General features: G+C 73.6%; 20 protein-coding genes. 13 read left to right on the top strand and 7 right to left on the bottom strand.

The window, feature by feature from the left end:
• Nucleotides 1-41: 41 nt before the first annotated feature.
• Nucleotides 42-1097: a LacI family DNA-binding transcriptional regulator gene (locus HNP84_RS37630; RefSeq protein ID WP_185054793.1), complete on the top strand. Its 1056-nt coding sequence runs from the start codon at nt 42-44 to the stop codon at nt 1095-1097.
• A gap of 186 nt (nt 1098-1283) precedes the next feature.
• The gene (locus HNP84_RS37625) at nt 1284-2861 is read left to right on the top strand and encodes a helix-turn-helix domain-containing protein (RefSeq protein WP_185054792.1); all 1578 of its coding nucleotides are present in this window, start codon (nt 1284-1286) and stop codon (nt 2859-2861) included.
• 24 nt (nt 2862-2885) lie between these two features.
• Here HNP84_RS37625 and HNP84_RS37620 read toward each other — a convergent pair whose 3' ends face one another.
• The 6 genes from HNP84_RS37620 to HNP84_RS37595 all read right to left on the bottom strand — a co-directional run bounded on the left by HNP84_RS37620 (nt 2886) and on the right by HNP84_RS37595 (nt 9534).
• On the bottom strand, nt 2886-3941 hold the full coding sequence (locus HNP84_RS37620) for a 2,3-butanediol dehydrogenase (protein WP_185054791.1): 1056 nt from the start codon (nt 3939-3941) through the stop codon (nt 2886-2888).
• Nucleotides 3942-3966: 25 nt separating this feature from the next.
• A complete protein-coding gene (locus HNP84_RS37615) occupies nt 3967-5085 on the bottom strand; it encodes an acetoin dehydrogenase dihydrolipoyllysine-residue acetyltransferase subunit (RefSeq protein ID WP_185054790.1) in 1119 nt (372 codons plus the stop codon).
• Complete coding sequence (locus tag HNP84_RS37610; RefSeq protein ID WP_185054789.1) at nt 5082-6098, bottom strand: alpha-ketoacid dehydrogenase subunit beta; 1017 nt, start codon at nt 6096-6098, stop codon at nt 5082-5084. The genes HNP84_RS37615 and HNP84_RS37610 overlap by 4 nt, the downstream gene beginning before the upstream one ends.
• Nucleotides 6099-6110: 12 nt before the next feature.
• Nucleotides 6111-7106: a thiamine pyrophosphate-dependent dehydrogenase E1 component subunit alpha gene (locus HNP84_RS37605; protein ID WP_185054788.1), complete on the bottom strand. Its 996-nt coding sequence runs from the start codon at nt 7104-7106 to the stop codon at nt 6111-6113.
• 218 nt (nt 7107-7324) lie between these two features.
• Nucleotides 7325-7978 (bottom strand): GntR family transcriptional regulator, encoded by a 654-nt coding sequence (locus HNP84_RS37600; RefSeq protein WP_185054787.1) that lies wholly within the window; start codon nt 7976-7978, stop codon nt 7325-7327.
• A 194-nt stretch (nt 7979-8172) separates the two neighbouring features.
• Nucleotides 8173-9534 carry an ammonium transporter gene (locus tag HNP84_RS37595; protein ID WP_185054786.1) on the bottom strand — a complete coding sequence of 454 codons (1362 nt, stop codon included), beginning with the start codon at nt 9532-9534 and terminating at the stop codon, nt 8173-8175.
• Between the two features lie 320 nt (nt 9535-9854).
• Here HNP84_RS37595 and HNP84_RS37590 point away from each other — a divergent pair, with 320 nt between their 5' ends.
• From HNP84_RS37590 to HNP84_RS37540, 11 genes are read left to right on the top strand one after another with little or no spacing between them, the layout of a single operon-like run.
• The gene (locus HNP84_RS37590) at nt 9855-10514 is read left to right on the top strand and encodes an isochorismatase family protein (protein ID WP_312926642.1); all 660 of its coding nucleotides are present in this window, start codon (nt 9855-9857) and stop codon (nt 10512-10514) included.
• A 49-nt stretch (nt 10515-10563) separates the two neighbouring features.
• Nucleotides 10564-12510: a PEP-utilizing enzyme gene (locus HNP84_RS37585; protein WP_185054785.1), complete on the top strand. Its 1947-nt coding sequence runs from the start codon at nt 10564-10566 to the stop codon at nt 12508-12510.
• The gene (locus HNP84_RS37580; protein WP_185054784.1) at nt 12507-13583 is read left to right on the top strand and encodes a PEP/pyruvate-binding domain-containing protein; all 1077 of its coding nucleotides are present in this window, start codon (nt 12507-12509) and stop codon (nt 13581-13583) included. The genes HNP84_RS37585 and HNP84_RS37580 overlap by 4 nt, the downstream gene beginning before the upstream one ends.
• Nucleotides 13580-14437 carry an FAD binding domain-containing protein gene (locus tag HNP84_RS37575; protein ID WP_185054783.1) on the top strand — a complete coding sequence of 286 codons (858 nt, stop codon included), beginning with the start codon at nt 13580-13582 and terminating at the stop codon, nt 14435-14437. Before HNP84_RS37580 ends, HNP84_RS37575 begins: the two co-directional genes overlap by 4 nt.
• Nucleotides 14434-15066 carry an SRPBCC family protein gene (locus HNP84_RS37570; RefSeq protein WP_185054782.1) on the top strand — a complete coding sequence of 211 codons (633 nt, stop codon included), beginning with the start codon at nt 14434-14436 and terminating at the stop codon, nt 15064-15066. Before HNP84_RS37575 ends, HNP84_RS37570 begins: the two co-directional genes overlap by 4 nt.
• A complete protein-coding gene (locus HNP84_RS37565; RefSeq protein WP_185054781.1) occupies nt 15063-15683 on the top strand; it encodes a hypothetical protein in 621 nt (206 codons plus the stop codon). The genes HNP84_RS37570 and HNP84_RS37565 overlap by 4 nt, the downstream gene beginning before the upstream one ends.
• The gene (locus HNP84_RS37560; RefSeq protein WP_185054780.1) at nt 15680-16492 is read left to right on the top strand and encodes an alpha/beta fold hydrolase; all 813 of its coding nucleotides are present in this window, start codon (nt 15680-15682) and stop codon (nt 16490-16492) included. The genes HNP84_RS37565 and HNP84_RS37560 overlap by 4 nt, the downstream gene beginning before the upstream one ends.
• A 12-nt stretch (nt 16493-16504) precedes the next feature.
• Nucleotides 16505-17548 carry a 2,5-dihydroxypyridine 5,6-dioxygenase NicX family protein gene (locus HNP84_RS37555; protein WP_185054779.1) on the top strand — a complete coding sequence of 348 codons (1044 nt, stop codon included), beginning with the start codon at nt 16505-16507 and terminating at the stop codon, nt 17546-17548.
• Complete coding sequence (locus tag HNP84_RS37550; protein WP_312926637.1) at nt 17545-18093, top strand: (2Fe-2S)-binding protein; 549 nt, start codon at nt 17545-17547, stop codon at nt 18091-18093. Before HNP84_RS37555 ends, HNP84_RS37550 begins: the two co-directional genes overlap by 4 nt.
• A complete protein-coding gene (locus HNP84_RS37545; RefSeq protein ID WP_185054778.1) occupies nt 18090-20480 on the top strand; it encodes a xanthine dehydrogenase family protein molybdopterin-binding subunit in 2391 nt (796 codons plus the stop codon). The genes HNP84_RS37550 and HNP84_RS37545 overlap by 4 nt, the downstream gene beginning before the upstream one ends.
• Nucleotides 20477-21244, top strand: coding sequence for a maleate cis-trans isomerase family protein (locus HNP84_RS37540; RefSeq protein WP_185054777.1), 768 nt, complete (start codon nt 20477-20479; stop codon nt 21242-21244). Before HNP84_RS37545 ends, HNP84_RS37540 begins: the two co-directional genes overlap by 4 nt.
• A gap of 22 nt (nt 21245-21266) precedes the next feature.
• Here the strand turns inward: HNP84_RS37540 and HNP84_RS37535 are convergent, their stop codons facing one another.
• Nucleotides 21267-23081: a gamma-glutamyltransferase family protein gene (locus tag HNP84_RS37535; RefSeq protein ID WP_185054776.1), complete on the bottom strand. Its 1815-nt coding sequence runs from the start codon at nt 23079-23081 to the stop codon at nt 21267-21269.
• Nucleotides 23082-23089 lie beyond the last annotated feature (8 nt).

Genomic DNA, 23089 nt, shown 5'->3' with positions numbered 1-23089 from the left:
TGCGGGAGAGCGCTCTCCGGTCGATGTGCTATAAAGGCGCAATGAGGCAAGGTCTCCCGCCGTCATCGGGATCATCGCCCACTCTGGAGGACGTGGCCCGGGCGGCGGGGGTCTCCCGCGCCACCGTCTCCCGGGTGATCAACGGCATCCGCAACGTGGATCCCGCGATCCAGGAGACGGTCAGGCGGGCCATCGCCGCCACCGGCTACGTCCCCAACCGGGCGGCCCGCTCACTGGTCACGCGCCGCACCGGGACCGTCGCCCTGGTCGTCTCCGGCGCGGGCGGCGGGAGCCAGGACGATCCCTTCCCCAGCCAGGTGTTCACCGACCCCTTCTTCGGCCGGGTCGCCGGCGGCATCGTGGGCTTCCTGCGTCCCCGGGGCATCCATCCGGTCCTGATGTTCGCCGAGACCGCCGAGACCCGGGCGCAGGTGCTCACCTACCTGCGGCAGGGCGACGCCGACGGCGCGCTCCTGGTCTCGACCCACGCCGAGGACCCGCTCCCGGCGCTCCTCGCCGAGGCGAAACTGCCGGCCGTGCTGTTCGCCAGGCCCGCGCGGGCGATCCCGATCAGCTACGTGGACGTCGATCACCGAGCCGGCGCGAAGCTGGCCGCCGACCACCTCGTCGCCCAGGGGCGCCGCAGGATCGCGACGATCTCCGGCCCGCTGGACGTGCCCGCCAGCCAGGCCCGCCTGGCCGGTTTCCAGGACGCGATGGCCGCGCACGGCCACCCGTACATCCCCTGCGCCGAGGGCGGCTTCACCTACCACAGCGGCGAGGCGGCCATGGAGCGCCTGCTGGCCGAGCATCCCGATCTCGACGGCGTCTTCGTGGCCAACGATCTGATGGCCCAGGGGGCCCTGCTGGTGCTGCGGCACCACGGCCGGGCGGTGCCGGGCGACGTCGCCGTGGTCGGCTTCGACGACAGCAGCGCCGCGACGGCCTGCCGCCCTCCGCTCACCACGGTCCGCCATCCGGTGGAGGACATGGCCGCCGAGATGGCCCGCCTCCTGCTGGAGCACATCGACCAGCCGGGGCGCCCGCCGACCTCGGTCATCTTCGAGCCCGCCCTGGTCGTCCGCGCATCCGCCTGATCCCCTCCCGCCGAGAGCCGGCGCCCAGTCCGATCCGCCCCTGACGGTAACGGTCATGGCAGTTGGGTAAGCCCGTAAGGGTTGCATCGGAGTTGCGATGCCTTGTCCGGGACGTTACGGGCATCCATCATCGACTGATCGGGCGCGCGCGCCCTGCTTCGACCGTATTCACGTGGGGAGGTGCCGATGGACGCCGGCCAGCAGTTGTCCACCACCCAGATCGCGACCGACACCGCGGGTTTCGCCCCCCTCCTGGCCGAGGTCCGGCACGCCGTCCTCAGCGGGGACCGGGCGCCCGCGGTCCCCCGGTCCGTGGTCTCCGAGTCCTGGTTGCGGTGCCTGCGCGCCGGGCTCGACCCCGACCGGCAGCAGTCGCTGAGCCTGGTCGATCCCAAGACGGTTCTGGAGATACGGGCCGCCCACCCGCTCGCCCAGGTGCTCCCGCTGCTGCGTTCCACGCTCCTGTGCGTCGCCGAGGAGTCCCTGCACGTCATGGTGATCACGGACGCCGAGGGCCACGTGCTGTGGATGGACGGGCAGCGAGAGGTGCGGAAGCTGGCCGACCGCTTCCAGTTCGTCGAGGGCGTGACGTGGACCGAGGACACCGTGGGGACCAACGCGATCGGGACCGCGCTGGCGATCGGCGGGCCCGTCCAGATCTACGCCCACGAGCACTACGCCAGCGGTCAGCACGTCTGGACGTGCGCGGCGGCGCCCATCCGCGACCCCGAGACCGACGCCCTGCTCGGCGTGGTGGACGTCAGCGGGCCGTTCCAGACGATCCACCCGGCCACGTCCACGCTCGTCACCGGCGCGGCCCGGCTCGCCGAGGAGCACCTGCGCATCCGCATGCTCGCCCGGGACGAAGGGCTGCGCCGGCGGAACATGCCCCACCTCGACCGGCTGGGCGGCGCGCCGGGCGCGCTGCTGAGCCCGTCGGGACGGGTCCTCGCCACGTCGCCGGCCGGGTGGATCGACGGCCGCCTGGCCGTTCCCGAGGAAGGCGGGGAATGCCTGCTGCCCACCGGTGATCTCGCGGTCGCCGAGCCCGTCCCGGGCGGTTTCCTGGTGCGCCCGGCGGAGCCGGGGCGTCCGCGGGGGTACCGGCCCGCCCTGACGCTCGCCTTCCTGGGCGACGGCCCGCCGACGGCCGTGTTCGCCGGGCGGTCCCGGCCGCTGACGCTGCGGCACGCCGAGCTGCTGACGATGCTGGCGCTGTATCCGCGCGGGCTCACCGCCGACCAGCTCGCCGCCCACCTGTACGGCGACGCCGGCAACCCGGTGACGGTACGCGCGGAGATGCACCGGCTGCGCGGGCTGCTCGGCGGCCTGGTCGAGGCCAAGCCGTACCGGCTGGCGGCGGACGTCGAGGCGGACTTCGTCACCGTCCGCCGCCTGCTCGACGAGGGCCGGGTCACGGAGGTGATGGCCGCGTACCGCGGCGCCCTGCTGCCGATGTCGGACGCGCCCGCGGTCCGCGCCGAGCGGGAGGAGCTGACGGCCGCGGTGCGGCGGGCGGTCATCGACCGGGGCGACCCGGCGGCCCTGCTGCGGTGGACGGAGCTGAAGGACGGCCGGGAGGACCTGGAGGCGCTGTCGCGGCTGCTGTCGCGGCTGCCGCAGGCCGACCCGCGCCGGGCCGCGCTCATCGCCCGGCACGACCGGCTGTCGGCCCAGGCCGAGCACGAGGCCCGCCTGCTGCGGCTGCGCCGCGCCCAGGCCGGGCCCCGCGCCGTCCCGCCGCGCGTCCGCCGCCTCCCCTGACCGGCCAGGGCCGGACGAGGCCGGCTACGGCCGGACGAGGATCTTCACGTGCTCGTCCTTGTTGCCGATCAGCTCGCGGAAGCCCCGCTCTACGATGTCCTCCAGCCGGACGCGGCCGGTGATGAACCGCTCGGCGTCGATCTTCCCGTCGGCGAGCAGCCGGATCGTGTCGGGGTGGTCGTCGCAGTAGGCGAGCACCCCGAGCACGTTCACCTCCTTCATCACCAGGTCGTTCATCTGGACCGCCGCCGGGCGCCCCCAGATGGCGACGTTCACCACCGTGCCGCCGGCCCGTACCGACGTGATCGCCTGGGCGAGCACGCTGTCGATGCCGGCGCACTCGAACGCCACGTCCGCGCCCGCGCCGCCGGTCAGGTCGGCGACCGCCTCGGGCACGGCGGTCTCGGCCGGGTCCAGTACGACGTCCGCCCCCGCGGCGGGCGCCTTGGCCTTGCGCGCCGCCGCGGGCTCGACGACGACGATGGGACCGGCCCCGGCCGCGCGCAGGCAGGCCGTGGTCACCAGCCCGATCGGTCCCGCGCCGAACACGACGGCGCTCTGCCCGGCCCGTACGCCCGACATCCGCACCGCGTGGCGGCCGACGGCGAGCGGTTCGACGAGCGCGCCCAGATGGGTGGGGATGTCGCCGAGCGGGTGCGCCCTGAGGGCGTCCACCACGCAGTACTCGGCGAACCCGCCACCCCCGCCCGAGAGCCCGATGAAGCCGAGGTGGTGGCAGACGTTGTACCGGCCCGCCAGGCACGCCGGGCACTTCCCGCACGTGTGGTAGGGCTCCACCGCCACCCGGTCGCCCTCGGCCAGGCCGGTGACCCCGGGCCCGGTCTCCGTGACGACGCCGGCGAACTCGTGCCCCATGACGACCGGCGGCTCCTCGCCGGTCAGCGGGTGCGGGCTGCCAGGCGCCGGGACGAAGATCGGTCCTTCGAGGAACTCGTGCAGGTCGGTGCCGCAGATGCCGCACCACTCGACGCGTATCTTCACCGTCCCGGGCCGGACCCGCGGTTCGGGGACCTCCTCGACGCGGATGTCCCCCCGGCCGTGGAACCTGGCGGCTCTCATCGTGATCCTCCTCCTCTCGGCGACGTCACTCGCCGGCCAGGAAACTCGCGAGCAGGCGGTTGACGTCGGCGGGCTTTTCGATGTGGGGGGAGTGACCGGCGCCCTCGATCAGGTCGATCCGGGCGTGCGCGGGGGCGCGGGACGCGTGCGACGGCGGGATGATCTGGTCGCGGTCGCCCCACAGGACCAGGGTCGGGATCTCCAGCCGCGCCACCTCGTCCACCGGCACGTGCCGTTGCGCGCCGCCGGGGAACAGCTCGCCGGCCAGCAGCCGCAGCGCCGCGTCCACCCCGTCGAGCCGCTTGTACTTCAGCACGTCGTCCACGAGCCGGCGGGTGACCGCGTCCGGATCGGCGAACAGCAGCCGCAGCACCGGCGTGAGGTCGCGCCGGCCGGTGGCGCGGACGAAGCCGTCGATGTAGGCGGCGTTCATCTCCGTGCCGAAGCCCGCGGTCGCGATCAGGGCGAGCGAGGCGACGCACCGCGGATCGCGCAGCGCCGCCGCCATCGCCACCAGGCCGCCCATGGAGTGCCCGACCAGGTGGGCCCGGTCGATCCCGTGCACCGCGAGGAAGCCGAGCAGCGTGCGCGCCAGCGAGTTCAGGTCGCCGGGTTCCACGCTCTTGTCGGACCCGCCGTGTCCGGGCAGGTCGAGCGCGTAGACGCGGTGCCGTTCCGCCAGGGCGGGCATGGTGAACAGCCAGTTGCCGAGGTCGCCGCCGAAGCCGTGCAGCAGCACGACCGCATCGCCGCTCTCGCCCTGCCGGACGTAGGAGATGGTGCGGCCGCCCACCTCGACGGTCTCCGGACCGGCCTCGGCGGGCTCCTCGCCCTCCTCCTCCGGGACCCAGGACGCCCGGTACTCCTCGACGAACCGGTCGATCTCCTCCTCCGGCACCGACGGGTCCGCGATGACGGCGACCAGCCCGCTGACCGGCACCCAGGAGCCCTTCTCGACCAGGCGGCGCCGCAGCACCCCGCCCACCGGCGACTCCAGCACCCCGTTGATCTTCTCGGTCTCGATCTCCACGAGGTCGTCACCGGCGGCGATCTCGTCGCCCACCTCGGCGATCCAGTCGATGATCTGGCCCTTGGTCATGGACAGCCCCCACTTGGGCATGCCCACGGGGTGGATCTCGGTCACACGGACTCCTTCACGGCGATCGAGCGGACGGCCTCGGCCACGCGGGCGGCGCCGGGGACGTACGCGTCCTCCAGGACCGGGCTGAACGGCACCGGGGTGTGCGGCGGCGTCACGGTGCGGATCGGGGCGCGCAGCGCGCCGAAGGCCCGGGTGGCGACGAGCGAGGCGATGTCGGCCGCCATGCCGCAGCGCGGGCCGGACTCGTCCACGACCACCAGCCGGCCGGTGCGCTCGACGCTCTCCAGGATCGTCTCCTCGTCCAGCGGCGAGGTGGTGCGCGGGTCGATCACCTCGCAGCCCACGCCTTCGGCCGCCAGCGTGTCGGCGGCCTGCGCCGCCATGTGCACCATGCGCCCCAGGGCCACGATGGTGACGTCGTCGCCCTCGCGGACGATCTCCGCCTCCCCGAACGGGATCGTGTACGCCTCCTCGGGCACCTCGCCCTGCAGCGTGTAGAGGACCTTGTGCTCGAAGAAGATCACCGGGTCGTCGTCGCGGATCGCCTGGATCAGCAGCCCTTTGGCGTCGTAAGGAGTGGCGGGGACGACGACCTTGAGCCCCGGGATGTGCGTGAACAGCGGGTACAGGGTCTGCGAGTGCTGCGAGGCGGCGCGGATGCCCGCCCCGTACATGGTGCGGATCACCATGGGGGTCTTCGCCTTGCCGCCGAACATGTACTTGAACTTCGCGGCCTGGTTGAAGATCTGGTCGAAGCACACGCCCATGAAGTCGACGAACATCAGCTCCGCGACCGGCCGCAGCCCGGCCGAGGCCGCTCCCGCCGCCGCCCCGATGTAGGCGGACTCGCTGATCGGCGTGTCCAGGACGCGGTCGGGGAACTCCGGCCACAGCCCCTTGGTGACGCCGAGCACGCCGCCCCAGGCGTCCTTGTCCTGCTCGGTGCCCATGCCGCCGGCGACGTCCTCGCCGAACACGACGACGGCCGGGTCGCGGCGCATCTCCTGCGCGAGCGCCTCGTTGATCGCCTGCTGGTATGAGATGGTGCGTGCCATCGGGTCCTCCGGTCAGTACGAGACGTAGACGTCGGTCAGAAGGTCGGCGGGGACGGGATCGGGCGCCTGCTTGGCCTCGGCGACCGCCTCGTCGATCAGCGCGAGCACCTGCTTGTCGATCGCCCGCAGCTCGTCCTCGCCGACGATCCCCGCGTTCACCGTGCTCCGCTCGAACAGCAGCAGGCAGTCCTTGGTCGCGCGGGCGTTCTCGACCTCGCCCGGCTCCCGGTAGGACTGCTGGTCGCCCTCGAAGTGCCCGTAGTACCGCAGGACCTTGCACTCGATCAGCGACGGCCCGCCGCCCGCGCGCGCCCGCTCGATCGCCTCCCGCGCCGCCTCGTACACGGCGAAGAAGTCGTGCCCGTCCACCACCACTCCGGGCAGGCCGAAGCCGTCGGCCCGCTTGGCGACGTCGATCCCGGACTGGTGGAACCGGGGCGCGGTGGACTCGGCGTAGCCGTTGTTCTCCACCACGAAGACGACCGGCAGGCGCCAGACCGCCGCCAGGTTCAGGCTCTCCAGGAACGTGCCCTGGTTGGAGCCCCCGTCACCGGTGAACGAGACCGCCACCTGGTCGGTGCCGGTCACCCTGGCCTTGAGCCCGACGCCGCAGACCAGGGGCGGGCCGCCGCCGACGATACCGTTGGCGCCCAGCATGCCGACCGCCAGGTCGGCGATGTGCATGGACCCGCCCTTGCCGTGGCAGATCCCGGTGGCCTTGCCGTAGATCTCGGCCATCATGCCCTTGACGTCGCAGCCCTTGGCGATGGCGTGCCCGTGGCCGCGATGGGTGCTGGCGATGTAGTCGTCGTCGCGAAGGTTCGCGCAGAACCCGGCGGCGATGGCCTCCTCCCCCGCGTACAGGTGGACGAATCCGGGGATCTCGCCGGTCGCGAACTCCAGGTGCAGCCTCTCCTCGAATTCCCGGATGGTGCGCATCACGCGGTAGTGCCGAAGCAGGTCCTCCTTGGCGAGAGCCCTTCCCGACACGTGCAGGTCCGTCCTCATGCCGATACTCCTTGCGGAACGTGACCGAAGCCACAGCGAAGTGCCCGTGACGCTACGTTCGTCCGGGTTGCATCGGCATAGCGATGGGCGACGGCACCGTGCCCCGGTGTCATCGCGGCGCGATCACGTGACAGGCGCGGTCACGTGACAGGCGCGGTCACGAAACAGGCGGGGTCACGGGGTATCGGCGAGGAGGACCCGGCGCGTTCGCCGGGCGGCTACAGCAGGGCCGCGTCGGTGGCGGTCTCCTCCTGGTCGCCCGCGTGGAACTGCTCCAGCGCGAACCGGCAGGAGGACTCGACGTGGGCGCGCATCAGGCGGCCCGCGAGAGCGGCGTCGCGGGAGCGGATGGCCTCGAAGATGTCCTGGTGCTCGGCGAGGGCGGTCTGGCTGCGGGCCTCGGGGTATCGGTAGTTGGCGCGGAAGCTGACGGTGAAGGCCAGCACCTGTGACAACAGGCTGGTCAGCAGCGGGCTGCCGGTGGCCTCGCTCAGGGCGGTGTGGAAGGCGAGGTCGGCGGCGGCCTGGTCGGCCGCGGAGCCGCGGGACACCATGCGGCGCAGCCGGATCTGCGCGTCCTCCATCGCGTCGAGCTGCTCCTCGGAGCAGCGCTCGGCCGCCAGCTCGGCCGCGTGGCCCTCCAGCAGGCCGCGGATGCTGTAGATCTCGGTGAGATCGTCGGCGGTGATCCTGCGCACCGAGGCCCCGCGGTTGGGCACCAGCTCGACCAGGCCCTCGCTCTGCAGTATGAACAGGGCCTCCCGCACCGGGGTCCGGCTGACCCGCAGCCGGGCGGCCAGGGCGCGCTCGGGCAGCGCCTCCCCGGCCCTCAGCTTGCCGGCGAAGATCTCGGAACGAAGAACGCGAGCCACACCCTCGCTGGTCCGCTGGGCGAGGGGAAGGGGTTCCCGCCCCCAGGCTTCCATGTGTCTCCCTATGGTCGGCACGTCGGCACGATCTGGCGCCACGCCCCGGTACGCGCCCGATGCCAGGATATCCGCCCAGGTGATCAGGTGAGGCCCAGGGTGCGGGCGGGGCCGCATCGCGCCCGCCCGCACCCGTACGGTCAGGTCAGCGCGGGCTCGCTCTCGCCGCGGCCGGCCGCGGCCGGGACGCCCCAGTGGTGGGCGTCGATGCCGTCCAGCTCGGCCGCCTCGCTGATCCGCAGCCCGCCGAAACGCTCGAAGATCAGGCACATCAGGAGCGCGGGCACCCCCACGACCACGATCGTCGCGCCGACGCCGATGAGCTGCCACCACGGGGTGATCTCCGCGACGCCCACGGCGTACTCGCCCTTGAGGCCGATGTACCCGCCGGTGGCCGTGCCCCACTCGATGAAGCCGGTGGCGACGGCGCCGGCCACGCCGGGGCCCAGGGCGAGCGGCGCCACCTTGGGGTCGTCCACGCCGAGGCGGCGCACCAGCGCGGCGGTGGCCGCGGCGACCAGCGGGCCGGCGGCGCCCAGGAGCAGGCAGGCCCAGGCGGTGCCGATGTCGAGCAGGGTGCCGCAGATCACCACGCCGGCGATCGGGCCCAGCAGCGCCCAGCTCGCCTCGCGGCGGCGGTGGGCCAGCGCCAGGCCGGAGACGGCGCCGCCGAGGAGCGCGGCGAACAGGTTGACGATGACCAGCCCGATGCCGCTCTCGGTGAAGGAGATGCCGAAGAACCCGGCGTCGGGCACGATGTAGCCGCTGCCGATGGTGACGAACGGCAGCGCGAAGACGATCAGCAGCGAGCCGGCGGCCAGGTACGCCGGCCGGTGCGGGGCCGGCGCGGCGCCGCCGGCGTGCGGGGTCAAGGCGCCGAGGCGCGGGCCCACCCGCCAGGCGAGCACCAGGGCGAACGTCCCGGCCGTGATGTAGAGCGGGAAGACTCCTTCGAAGTCGTGCGTGCCGCGCAGCGTCAGCGGCGAGAGCGATCCCCAGCACAGGTAGCCGACCACCGGCGAGAGCACGGCGCCGAGGACGAACGACATCACGTAGAACGGCAGCGACCTGATCCGCTCGACCACGCCGGAGTGGATGAGGCCCGCGGTGGCCATGCTGAAGGTGACGAAGAAGACCAGGAAGATCTGCAGCACGTCCGCCTCGGGCAGCGCGGCCGGGTCGATGTGGCGCGAGGCGGTGGTGGTGTACCCACCGCCGAGCCACCAGTCCTTGACCGCCCGCCACAGCGGGGCGTCCAGGCCGAACGCCTGGTTGAACTGCCACTGCCAGATCGGGTAGCCGATCAGCAGCGTGCCCAGGCCGGCGAGCATCGCGCCGCCGATCTTCTGCACGACGGTGTCGAGCACGTTGCGCTCGCGGACCATGCCCATGTCGATGAAGACCAGGCCGAGCAGGACGAGGACCACGGCGACGGCGCCGACGGTGTAGATGAAGGCGGACATGATCCAGGCGATGGACGCCTGTTCTGGGAACTGCTCCAAGGCGGTCTCCTGTGGGTGAGCAGCGGCAGAGGCGCGCGGCTTGAGATGGATGGTTGGCACGACCCCCGTGGGACCCCGTGGCCGCGCGTCGGCCGGCCGGGTCCGCCTCGTGAGGCTGGACGGTATACCGGTATTCCAGTCAGGACAAGACATCGCGCGAAGATGACGTGCGACCACTCACCCGTGTGTCATGGACGTTTCTGACCTGGTGATATGTGTCGGCAATGTGAACCGGCGCACCCTCTTGCCAGAATGGCCGACGTCGGTATGGTGGTATACCAACGCAGCGCCCACCCCCTGGCAAGCATGAGGAGCGACCGGTGCCGGCACCTGAGGACACGACCGCCATCTACGACCGGGCCGGCTTCGGACGCAGGGTGGAGCGCGGCGCGCGCCCCGCCGTCGTCGTGGTCGACCTCACCTACGGCTTCACCGACCCGGCGCAGCCCACCGGCGCCGATCTCGGCGACGTGGTGCGGGCGACCCGCGAGCTGATCGACGTGGCGCGCGCGGGCGGCACGCCGGTCGTCTTCACCACGATCGCCTACGACGAGGGGGCGGTCGCGGCCTCGGCCTGGGTGCGCAAGGCGACCGGCCTGCGGGCGCTGAGGGCCGGGTCGCGCCTGGCCGAGGTGGACGCGCGGCTCGGCCGCCGCGACGGGGAGCACCTCGTCGTCAAGCACGGCGCCTCGGCGTTCTTCGGCACCGGCCTGGCCGCGATCCTCGCCTCGCGCCGGGTGGACACCGTCATCGTGACCGGGGCCACCACCAGCGGCTGCGTACGCGCCACGGCGGTGGACGCGGTCCAGAGCGGCTACCCCGTGCTCGTGCCCCGCGAGTGCGTCGGCGACCGGGCGCGCGGCCCGCACGAGGCGAGCCTGTTCGACATCGACGAGAAGTACGGCGACGTCGTCACGGCCGCCGACGTGGCCTCCTACCTCAACGATCTCCCGCGAAGGGTGTCCATCGGCCACCCCTGACCCCGAGAATAAGTCCCCATTCGTCCGTTTCTCGCCTGGCGGAGATGACATGACAGCGACCAGCCCCCAGTCCCCACCCCCGCCGACACCGCCCACCTCCGAGCCCACCCCCCAGCCCGCCGCCGCGGCCGTCCCCGGCGTGCGGTTCGCCAGCCCTTTCGCCGTCCCCACGCCCCCCGGCGCCGAGGGCTGGGAGTCGATGTACCCCTACTACGCGCTGCTGAGCGAGGACCGCCGCAAGGACGAGGACGCGCGGTTCTGGTTCTTCGACGGGATGCACAACCCCGAGCCCCTGTACCCCTTCGACACCATCGCCACGGAGAACTGGTGGGTGGCGGTCAGCCAGATGTCCACCCGCGTGTGGCCCATCCCGCTCGCCGGCGGCATCGACCACCGCATCGTCAACGGCTACCTGTACGTCAGCCCGACCGCGGTCACCGACCAGGAGCAGATCGCCGCGCGGGCCCGGCACTTCGCCGAGCGCGCGGGCCACTACTACGAGAACTGGGATGAGATCTACGCCGGGTGGGAGGCCAAGGCCAGGGACTGCATCGAGCGGCTCAAGGCCATCGACTTCGCGCCGCTGCCGGACCTGGAGCCGCTGGAGAGCGTCACCGGCGGCAGGGGCCTGTACTCCAGCTACGACCTCCTGACCCGCTACACCACGCTGATCAACAACTTCTTCGAGATGGGCTCCTACCACTTCGAGATGCTCAATCTCGGCTACGGGGCCTACCTGACCTTCCGCGAGTTCTGCCAGGCGGCGTTCCCCGGCATCAGCGACCAGACCATCGCCTCGATGGTCTCCGGCATCGACATCATGCTGTTCCGCCCCGACGACGAGGTGCGCAAGCTCGCCGCCCTCGCCGTGGAGCTCGGCCTGGACCGGGCGCTGCTCTCCAGCGAGGACCCGGACGAGGCCCTGGCCGCGGTGGCGGGCGCCGGGGACCCGGGCGCCCGCTGGCTGGCGGCGTTCGAGGCCGCCAAGGACCCGTGGTTCTGGTTCTCCACCGGCGCCGGCTACCAGCACAGCGACCGGGCGTGGATCGACGACCTGCGGCTCCCGTTCCGCGCCCTGCGCGGCTACATCGCGGGCCTGCGCGCCGGCGAGGACATCCGCCGCCCGCTTGAGGCGATCACCGAGGAGCGCGAGAGGGTCACCGCCGAGTACCGCTCCTACCTGCCCACCGACGAGGACCGCGAGAGCTTCGACGGGCTGGTCGCACTGGCCAGGAAGGTGTTCCCGTTCGTCGAGAACCACAACTTCTACGTCGAGCACTGGCACCACTCGATGTTCTGGAGCAAGGTGCGCTCGCTCGGCCGGGTCTTCGTGGCCCATGGCTTCTTCGACGACGAGGAGGACATCTTCTACCTGCACCGCACGGAGGTGCAGTCGGCCCTGTACGACCTCCTCATCGGCTGGGGGACCGGCATCGAGCCGCGCGGCGTGACCTACTGGCGTCCCGAGATCGCCCGGCGCCGCCGCATCCGCGAGGCGCTCAAGGCCCACTCGCCCGCGCCCGCGCTGGGCGTGCCGCCGGAGTTCCTCACCGAGCCGCTGACGATCATGCTGTGGGGCATCACGCCCGAGGCGGTCCAGGACTGGCTCGGCGTGGCCGACTCCGGCGAGCGGGTGCTGCGCGGCGTCGCGGCCTCGCCGGGCAGGGCCGTCGGGCGGGCCCGGGTGATCCTGGACCCCGAGCAGCTCCACGAGGTCCGGGACGGCGAGATCCTGGTCTGCCGCATCACCGCGCCGAGCTGGGCCCCGGTGTTCTCCCGGCTGGCCGCCGCGGTCTCCGACGTCGGCGGGATCATGGCCCACACCGCGATCGTGTGCCGCGAGTACGGCCTCCCCTCGGTCGTGGGCACCGGCTTCGCCACCACGACCGTGCGGACCGGCGAGCTCCTGGAGGTGGACGGGGACACCGGGACGGTCCGCGTCCTGGAGGAGCCCGAGGCGGCCGAGGACGCCGGGATCGCGGCGGTGGGCGCATGACGTACATCCTGTGGCTGGACTCCCCGGACTCGGCCGGAGACCCCCGGCTCGGCGGGAAGTTCGCCAGCCTCGCCGAGATGACGGCCGCCGGGTTCACCGTACCGGGCGGCTTCGGGGTGACCACCGACGCCTACCGCGCCTTCCTGGCCGCGGCGGGCCTGGCCGAGCAGGCGCGCGAGACGCGGCGGCGAGCCCGCGGCGCCGGACTGGAGACCGTGGAGTCCCTCAGCGCCGCGATGACCCGGGCCGTGGAGTCCGCGCCGATGCCGGCCGAGGTCGAGGACGCGATCCGCGGCGCGTACGCCGCCCTCGCCGAGCGCGCGGGCGACCCGGCGGCGCCGGTCGCGGTGCGCTCCAGCGGGGAGTCCGAGGACCTCGCGGGGGCGAGCTTCGCCGGGCAGTACCACACCTACCTGTGGGTGTCCGGCGCGGACCAGGTGCTCGCCCACGTACGCCGCTGCTGGGCGGGCATGTTCGGCCCCGCGGTCCTCACCTACCGGCCCGCGGCCGGCCAGGAGGAGGAGACCGACTTCGCCATCTGCGTCGGCGTGCAGGAGATGGTGCCCGCCCGCTGCGCCGGGGTCGTGTTCACGCTCGACCCGGTGACCGGCGACCGCTCCAAGGTGGTCATCGAGGGCTGCTGGGGGCTCGGCGAGGGCGTCGTGAGCGGCGCGATCACGCCCAGCAGGTTCGTGGTGGACAAGGTGACCTTCGAACGGGTCGGCTCGTCCGTCGCCGTCCAGGAGACGATGTTCGCCCTCGATCCGGGGACCGGGACCACGGGCCTGGTGGACGTGCCCGCGGAGCTGCGCGAGCAGTCGTGCCTGACCGACGACCAGATCCGCGAGCTGGCCGGCCTGGCCAAGCGGATCGAGCGGCACCGCGGCGCGGCGCAGGACATCGAGTGGGCGCTCGGGCCGGACGGCGGCCTGCGGGTGCTGCAGGTCCGCCCGGAGACGGTCTGGAGCAACCGGGCGAGGGAACGGCTCGTGTCGTCCCCGGCCAGGGCCATCGACCAGGTCGTGGCCCGGTTCGCCGGGATCGGCGTCACCCGCGGGCCAGGACGCGCATGAAGCCCGCCGTCTTCGCCTACCACCGCCCCACCGAGGTCGCGGAGGCGCTGGCGATCCTGGACGCGTACGGCGGGCAGGCGCGGGTGCTCGCCGGCGGGCAGAGCCTGATGCCGCTGCTCAACATGCGGCTGCTGAGGCCCGAGGCCCTGATCGACATCAACGACATCGACGACCTGGACCAGGTCCTGCTGGAGGGCGACCGGACCGTGCTGGGGGCGCTGGTGCGCTACACCACCGTCGAGCGCACGCTCGCGGCCCGGCTGCCGCTGCTCGCCGAGGCGATCACGCACGTCGGCGACCGGCAGGTGCGCAACCGCGGCACCGTCGGGGGCGCGCTCGCCCAGGGCGACCCCACCGGCGAGCTGCCGCTGGCCTGCCTGGTCCTGGACGCCGTGGTCGTGGTGCGGGGCGCCGCCGGCGTGCGGCGCATACCGGTGCGCGAGTTCTACGAGGGGCCGTACGCCACCGTGCTCGGCCCGGCCGAGATGGTGGTCGCCGCCGAGTTCCCCAGGCCGCCGGCGCACCACGCGTTCGGCGAGATCTGCCGCAGGCACAACGACTTCGCGGTCGTCGCCGTCGCCGCGGCGGGTGACCGGCGCCCGGACGGCACCTGGCACGACGTGCGGCTCGGCGTCGGCGGCGTGGCCGACACGCCGCTTCGGATACCGGCCGCCGAGCGGGCGCTGGAAGGCACCCGGCTCGCGGAGGAGGACCTGCGGGCCGCCGCCGGGGAGGTCGAGGGCGCCATCGACCCGCCGGATGACGTACGCGCGAGCGCGGAGTATCGGCGCCACCTGACGGGCGTACAGGTGATGCGGGTGCTCGGCCGCCTGCGAGCGGAAGGAGAGAAGTGAAACTGCGGGAAGAGTTCGTGGTCGCGCGGCCGGTCGCGGACGTGTGGTCCCTCCTCGACCGCCCGGAGGCCGTCGCGGGCTGCGTGCCGGGCGTCGAGGAGATCGACGTGCGGGCGGCCGAGGACATCGGCGTGCGGGTCACCCAGAACGTGGGCCCGATGACGGCGACCTTCGCCGCCACCGTGAGGATCACCGAGCGCGAGCCGGAGAAGCGGATCGCGTTCACGGTGACGGGCAAGAGCGTGCGCGGCGCGATCGGCAACGTCCGGGCCTCGGCGGTCGTGGGCCTGGCCCCGGCCGCGACCGGCACCCTCGTCACCGTCGCCGGGGACGTCGCGCTCGCGGGGGCGCTCGGCAGCGTGGGGCAGAAGGTCGTGGCCAAGCAGGCCGGCAGGGTCGCCGCGGAGTTCGCCCGCAGGCTGGAGTCCGCCCTCGGCGGCGCGGCGCCGGCGACGCCGACGGCGCGGCCTCCGGCTCGTCCTGCGGCCCGAAAGGACGAGCCGGAGGCGCCCGTCTCCGTCCCCGTCCCCGTCTCCGACCGCTGGGTCAAGGCGGCGGTCGCGCTCAGCGGGGCCTCGGTGGTGCTGGGCGTCCTGATCCTGATCCGGGGATGGAGGTGCCGCTCATGACCGGGGGGCCGACGGCCACGCTGCCCTGGGTGCCGCCGCGGGCGGAGTTCGCGACCGAGGCGGAGAAGGCGGCGGCGGAGTGGATCGCGCCGTACGGCCAGGCGTGGCACCTGCTGCGCACGCGTGACTGGCTGATGCATCTCGACCCCGCCGCCACCGTCGAGATGCGGCTGGCCGCGATGACCCACGACATCGAGCGCATGTTCCCCGGCGGCCCCCGGGTCGACTTCACGGTCGCCTCCTGGGACGACCCCGTCTACCTGTACGCCCACCAGCTCCGCTCCGCCGAGATCGTGGGCGTCTGGCTCGCCGGTCGCGAGGCCCGGGCGGAGGGCGTGGACGCCGCCGAGGTGCGCCGGCTGGTCGCCCTGCACGAGGTCGGCGGGCTGCGCGGCGCGGACCTGGTCCAGGCGGCCGACTCGCTGTCGTTCCTGGAGACGCTGGCCGGGCTGGCCCGCGACTGGGTGACCTCCGGCACCTGCACCCGGGCCGTGGCGGCGGCCAAGCTCCGCTACAGCGTGGACCGCATCCGCGTGCCGGAGGCGGTGGAGCCCGCCCGCGCCCTGTTCGACTGGGCCGTCGCCCAGCTTCCGCCGGAAGAGGAGGAGGACGCGTGAGCGCCTGCGAGCGCGGGCGGCGTACCGCGGTCCACGCCAACGGCCTGCGGCACGAGGTCCTGCTCTACAACGAGGACGCCGATCGCGACCTGTACCTCGTGCCGGGGATCACCAGCCCCGCCGTCACCGCCGACTTCGTGGCGGTGGAGCTGGCCGCGATGGGGTTGCGCGTGGCGGTGCCCGACGTGCGCGGCCGGGGCGGGAGCGACGTCGCACCCTCCGGCGGGTACACGCTTGCCGACTACACCGAGGACGCGGTGGGCGTGATCAGGGCGCTGGGTCTGCGCGACCCGGTGCTGCTGGGCCACTCGATGGGCGCCAGGATCGTGGCCGCCGCCTCGCCCGCCCTGCCCGGCGCCGGGCCGGTGATCCTGGTCGATCCGCCGGTATCCGGGCCCGGGCGCAGGCCGTACCCGACGACGCGGGAGCAGTTCCTGCGGCAGCTCCACGAGGCGAAGGCCGGGACCGACGCCGAGGCCGTGCGCCGGTTCTACCCGCGCTGGCCGGAGCGCGAGCTGCGGATCCGGGCCCAGGTCCTCGCGTCCTGCGACGAGACCGCGGTCGTGGAGACCCACCGCGGTTTCGAGACCGAGGAGTTCCACCCGCACTACGCCGCGCTCGCCGCGCCCGCGGTGCTCGTACGCGGCGCCGACAGCCCCGTGCTCCGCGACGAGGACGCCGCCGAGCTGAGCCGGCTGCGCCCCGACATCCCCATCGTCAGTGTTCCGGCGGCCGGGCACATGGTGCCCTGGGACAACCTCGCCGGCTTCCTGGACGCCGTGCGGCCGTTCGCCGCCCCCGCCCGATAGACGGGAGAGATCATGGACCAGAACCTGTTCAACGAGATCTGCCTGCGGCAGCTCACGCTCTCGGCGGTGCACGAGGGCGAGACGGTGGCCGTGCTGACCCGCGGCGCCGACCGCGCCGAGTACGCCGACGCGTTCCTGTGGGCCGCGCAGAAGCTGGGCGCGCAGGCGTTCCACCTGCGCCTGCCCCCGCCGGCGAGCACGTCCGGCGCGTGGGCGGTCGGCGACTCCGGGCTGGCCGGCAACCGCCGCGCGGTGGAGGCGCTCAAGAGCGTCGACATGGTGGTGGACTGCACCTTCCTGCTGTTCTCCCCCGAGCAGTTCGAGATCCAGGGCGCGGGCACGCGCATCCTCACCGCGGTCGAGCCGCCGCCGCTGCTGGCCCGGCTGATGCCGACCAAGGAGCTGCGCGAGCGGGTGGAGGTCGGGGCGGAGCTGCTGGCCAAGGCCAAGACGATGCGGATCACCAGCCCGCATGGCACCGACGTCACCTACAGGCTGGGCGTCTACCCCACGATGAGCGAGTACGGCTACACCGACCAGCCCGGCCGCTGGGACCACTGGCCGGCCGCGTTCGTGTTCACCGGCGGCGCCGACGACGGAGTGGACGGCAGGATCGTGCTCGCGCCCGGCGACGTGCTGCTGCCGTTCAACACCTATGTGCAGACCCCGGTCGAGCTGACCATCGAGGAGGGCTTCATCCGCGACATCCGCGGCGGGCTCGACGCCGAGCTGCTCGACTCCTACATCAGGAGCTTCGACGACCCGCGCGGCTACGGCATGTCCCACGTCGGCTGGGGCCTGGACGAGCGCGCCCACTGGCACGGGCTGACCCAGTTCGGCGGCGGCATGGGCATGGAACTGCGCAGCTTCTACGGCAACGTCATGTTCTCCATCGGCCCGAACAACGAGCTGGGCGGCCCCAACGACACGCCCTGCCACTTCGACATCCCCATGCGCGGCAACAGCCTGTACCTCGACGACGAGCTGATCGTCGATGCCGGTGAGATCACCGTGCCGGAGATGCGGCCGCTCTCACGCCGCGGGGGAAGGCCGTGACGGCCGTGCACGACTCCCCCGGCTCCCTGGACCAGGACGCCGAGCCGACGGCCGTGGTCACCGTGTCGGTCAACGGCGCCGAGGTCACCGGCCGGGTGCCGGTGCGGATGCACGCCGCCGACTTCCTGCGCCAGCGGCTCGGCCTCACCGGCACGCATGTCGGGTGCGAGCAGGGCGTGTGCGGCATGTGCACGGTGATCGTGGACGGCGAGGCGGTCAAGTCCTGCCTGATGCTGGCCTGCCAGCTCGACGGGCGGGCCGTGCGCACCGTCGAGTCGCTCGCCGAGGGCGACCGGCTCGGCCCGCTCCAGGAGGCGTTCGCCGCGCGGGGCGCGTTGCAGTGCGGGTTCTGCACCCCGGGTCTGCTGATGACGGCCACCGCGCTGGCCTACCAGGGTGGCCGGCCGGACCGTGAGGCCGTACGCGAGGAGATCGCCGGGGTGCTGTGCCGGTGCACCGGCTACGAGCCGATCGTCACGGCGATCGAGGAGTACTTCGCCGGCCTGCCCGAGACCGGCGAAGAGGAGGAGAACGCTCGGACATGACCGTTGCCGACCTGAGCCGCTCCGAGATGGACCGGCCCGACCTGCCAGCGCGGGGCGTGCTCGGCGCGTCGGCGCCGCGCAAGGAGGACCACCGCCTGCTGCGCGGCGACGGGGCGTTCACCGACGACGTCCAGCCCGCGCGGGCGGCGCAGATGGCGGTCGCCCGCTGCCCCTACCCGCACGCCCGGATCGTCTCCATCGACACCTCGCGGGCCGAGCGGCTGCCGGGCGTGCTGCACATCCTGACCGGCGCCGACATCAGGGAGACCACCGGGCCGCTGACCGTGCTGCGCCCGGTCCCGGGCGCGCCGGAGCTGCCGTACCGGGCGCTCGCGGACGGCGTCGCCACGCACGAGGGCCAGCCGGTGGTCAGCGTGGTCGCGACGAGCAGGCACATCGCCGAGGACGCGCTGGACCTGCTGGACATCGAGTACGAGCCGCTGCCGCACGTCGTGGACACGATGGAGGCGCTCGGCCCCGGCGCCCCGGTGCTGCAGCCCGCCGTGCTCGACTCCAACCTCCTGGCCGCGCAGACCGACCGGCGCGGCGACCCCGAGGCACGCCTGCGGGAGGCGGACGTGGTGGTCGGCGCCCGGTTCCGGATCAACCGGGTCACCGCGCTGCCCATGGAGCCCCGCGCCGTGGTGGCGCAGTGGCGGCCGGGCGCCCGGATGCTCACCGTGCACGCCTCCACCCAGGTCCCGCACCTGGTGCGCAAGCAGCTCGCCGAGACCCTGGGCCTGGACGAGAGCGAGATCCGAACCGTGGCGGGCGACGTCGGCGGCGGCTTCGGGCTGAAGCTGGGCGTCTTCCCCGAGGACGTGCTGGCGTGCGTGCACGCGATGGCGCTGCGGCTCCCGGTCAAGTGGGTGGAGGACCGGGGCGAGCACTTCCGGGGATCCACGCACGCGCGCGAATCGGTGCACGACTACACCATCGGCGCCGACGCCGAGGGCCGGATCGTGGCGATGATGGACCGGTACGTCACCGACCTCGGCGGCTGGAACTCCCCGTTCGGGTCCGCCCAACTGTCCAGCGTGGTGTTCAACGGGCCGTACAAGGTGCACGACGGGCTGGTCGAGCGGCGGGTCGCGCTCACCAACAAGACCCCGATCGGGGCCTACCGCGGCTACGGGCAGCCCGAGGTCAACTTCGCCTACGAGCGTCTCATGGACATGCTCGCGCGCGAACTGGGCGCCGACCCGGTGGAGCTGCGCGCCCGCAACATGGTCACGCAGGCCGAGCTGCCGTGGGAGAACCCGGCGGGCGCGGTCTACGACAGCGGCGACTACGAGCGCTGCCTGCGCATGGCCGCCGAGGCGGTGGGCTGGTCCCGGCACCGCGACGCGCCCCGCACGCTTCGAGAGGACGGGCGGATCGTGGGCATCGGGTTCTCCTCCTTCGTGGAGCGGACCGGGTACGCCAGCTCCCGGTTCCTGGCCAGGCGCGGCTCCAGGTTCGGCGCCCACGAGAGCGTCACGCTGCGGGCCAACCGGAGCGGGGGCGTGGACGCGTACACGGGCGTGTCCTCGATGGGGCAGAGCAGCGAGACGGCCTTCGCCCAGGTGATCTCGCACGTCACCGGCATCGCCTACGACGCGGTCCGGGTGCACGGGGGCGACACCGCGGCCTCGCCGCTGAACACCGGCGCCTTCGCCTCCCGCACGATGATCGCCGCCTCGGGGGCCCTGAAGGCCGCGGGCGAGGAGTTCGCGGCCAAGACGCGGCGGATCGCGGCGTACGCGCTGGGGTGCGCGCCGGAGGAGGTCCGCATCGAGGGCCGCGAGGCCCGCGCCGACGGCCGTACGGTGCCGCTCGCGGAGGTCTTCACCCGCGCGCTGACCGGCCAGGGCATCCCGCCGGAGGAGGAACCCGGGCTGGAGTGCACCGCGCACTTCGAGCCCATGGACGCGGCCTACTCCTTCGGCACCGCGGCGGCCGTGGTGAGCGTCGATCCGGTGACCGGCGAGTTCGACGTGGAGCGGTTCGTCCTGGCGCACGACGGCGGCACGCTCGTCAACCCGGCTGTGGTGGAGGGCCAGATCCGCGGCGCGCTCGCGCAGGGATTCGGCGCGGCCCTGGGCGAGGAGCTGCGCTACGACCCCGGCACCGGCCAGCTCGTCAACGGCTCGATGATGGACTACTTCGTGCCCACGGCCGCCGACGTCCCGCCGGTCGAGCTGCTGCACACCGAGGTGCCCTCCCCGGTCACCCCCTTCGGCGTGCGCGGGGTCGGCGAGGCGGGCACCATCCCGCCCGCCGCCGCGGTGGCCAACGCGGTCTGCGACGCGCTCTCGGCGTGGGGCGTGGAGCTGTTCACCCTTCCGATCACCCCCGAGTCGATCTGGCGCGCCATGCGCGCCGCCACAGGCCAGGAGGCCCCATGAACGCGTCCCGGGTCGGGCTCATCGTGCCCAGCTCCAACACCACGATGGAGACCGAGCTGCCCGAGCTGTTCCGGCGGCAGAGCGCCGCCACCGGGCACCGCTACACCTTCCACTCCGCCCGCGCCACGATGAAGAACGTCAACACCGCCGAACTGCTGGCGATGGTCGGCAGGGCGGCCGAGTGCGCGAGCGCGGTGTCCGACGCCGACGTGGACGTCATCGCCTACGCGTGCCTGGTCGCGGTGATGGCGCAGGGCCCCGGCGCCCACCGCCACTCCGAGAAGGTCATCGCCGAGGCCGCCGAGCGCAACGGCCACCCCGCGGCCGTGGTCAGCAGCGCCGGAGCCCTGGTCCGGGCGCTGGGCTCGCTGGGCGCCCGCCGGGTCGCGATCGTCACCCCTTACGTCCCGGCGCTGACCCAGATGGTGCGCGAGTACCTGGAGGGCGAGGGGATCACGGTGCTCGACGCGGTCGCACTGGGCGTGGACGACAACCTCGCCGTCGGCCGCCTGGACACGGCGCGCCTGCCGGACCTGGCCCGCGGGCTGCGCCGCGAGGGCGCCGAGGCGATCGTGCTGTCGGCCTGCGTGCAGATGCCCTCGCTGGCGGCCGTGCAACCGGTGGAGGACGAGCTCGGCCTGCCCGTGATCACGGCGGCGACGGCGACCGCGTACGAGGTCCTGACCGCCCTCGGCCACCGCCCCTCGATCCCGGGTGCCGGCGCCCTGCTGACCGGCGCCGGCCCGGCCGCCGGGGGGAGATGACGTCACCGTCACACCGCGCCCGTCAGCGGCCCACCGCGTAGCCCTGCATGCCGCGGGGGTTGGCGGCGGCCCACAGGACGCCCGGGCGGGCCGGGTCGCGGCCGACGGCCGACAGGCGGCCGAGGGCCCAGTCGCCGGCGCGGGTGACGCGGTGGCCGCGGCGTTCCAGGGCGGCGATGACCCGCTCGCCGAGCCGGTCCTCGACCACGGCCCCGGCCGGGGTGCGGTGGCGCGGCCAGAAGGAGCTGGGCGCCGAGGTCGTGTGGAAGGCGGGGGCGTCGATGGCCTGCTGCGGCGTGTAACCCCCGACGATGGTGCGCAGCAGGTACAGCAGCTGCCACTGGTCCTGCTGGTCGCCGCCGGGAGAGCCGAGCGCCGCGATCGGGGTCTCCTCGCGCAGCACCAGTGTCGGGGTCAGTGTGGTACGCGGGCGGCGGCCCGGGGTGAGCGTGGCGGGCAGGCCGTCCTGCAGCCAGGTCATCTGCAGCCGCGTGCCGAGGGCGAAGCCCAGCGCCGGGATCACCGGCGAGGACTGCAGCCAGCCGCCCGACGGCGTGGCCGAGACGAGGTTGCCCCAGCGGTCCACGACGTCCAGATGGCAGGTGTCGCCCCGGACCTCCCCGCCGATCCGCACCGTCGGCTCGCCCACCGCCCCCTCATCGGCCTCTTCCCCGGCCTGCTCCGGCGCCTCCACGCGGGCGAGGTCGGGCAGGCGCGGGACCAGGCCGCCGAGGCGTCCCGGGCGCAGGTCCGCCGACGCCTCCTCGCCGATCAGGCTTCGCCGCTCGGCGACGTAGCCGGGGTCCAGCAGATCCTCGACGTCGAGGAGGGCGCCGTCGCTCTCGCCGTACCAGGCGTCGCGGTCGGCCAGGGCGAGCTTCATCGCCTCCAGTACGAGGTGCGCGCCGCGCTCGGTGGACGGGTCGAGGTCGCAGTCGTCGAACCCGTCGAGGGTGGCCAGCGCGGCGAGCAGCGCCGGGCCCTGCCCCCACGGGGGCGTCTTGGCGATCCGGTACCCCCGGAACCCGCCCACCGCCGCGGCGGTGATCCGGGCGCGGTAGCCGGCCATGTCGGCGCCGGTCAGGACGCCCGCGTGGTCGGTGCCGCAGGAATGCCGGTGCGGCACGACGCAGAACTTCTCCACCGCCTCGGCGACGAAGCCCTCGGCCCAGGCCCTGCGCACCGCGTCCACCCGGGCCTGCCTGGTCGGCCCGGTCGCGGCGGCGGCCAGGCGTTCCAGCGTGCCGGCCCAGACCGGGTTGCGCAGCACCTGCCCCGGCACGGGCGGCCGGCCGCCGGGCAGCCACAGGGCGGCGGAGTCGGCCCAGTGCTCGCGGAACAGACCGGCCACGGCCGAGATCGTGGTGCACAGCCCCGTCACCGCCGGGAACCCGTGGCGGGCGTAGCCGATCGCGGGCCCCACCACGTCGGCGACCTCCCAGGTTCCGTGGTCGCGCAGCAGCATCAGCCAGGCGTCCACGGCTCCGGGGATCGCCGCGGCCAGGGCCCCCGCGCCCGGCACCCGGTCCAGGCCCAGCTCGCGGTACCGCTTCGCGCTCGCTCCCGCCGGGGCCGGGCCTTGACCGTCGAGCACGCGCGGAGTGGGGTCGCCCGCCGTGGTGAACAGGGCGACGAGGTCGCCGCCGGGGCCGTTGAGGTGCGGCTCGACGACCTGGAGCACGAACCCGGCGGCCACGGCGGCGTCGAACGCCGTGCCGCCGCGCTCCAGCACGCCCATCGCGGTCGCCGAGGCCGCCCAGTGCGTCGAGGCCGCCATGCCCACGGTGCCCTCCAGTGTCGGGCGGGTGGTGAACGGCGCGGGCCTGGTCCATCCCATGGTCTCTC

The organism is Thermocatellispora tengchongensis (genome assembly GCF_014202315.1).
Taxonomy (GTDB): domain Bacteria; phylum Actinomycetota; class Actinomycetes; order Streptosporangiales; family Streptosporangiaceae; genus Thermocatellispora; species Thermocatellispora tengchongensis.
The sequence above is the reverse complement of the archived record's forward strand: the minus strand, read 5'-3'. Positions and strand labels throughout refer to the sequence as shown.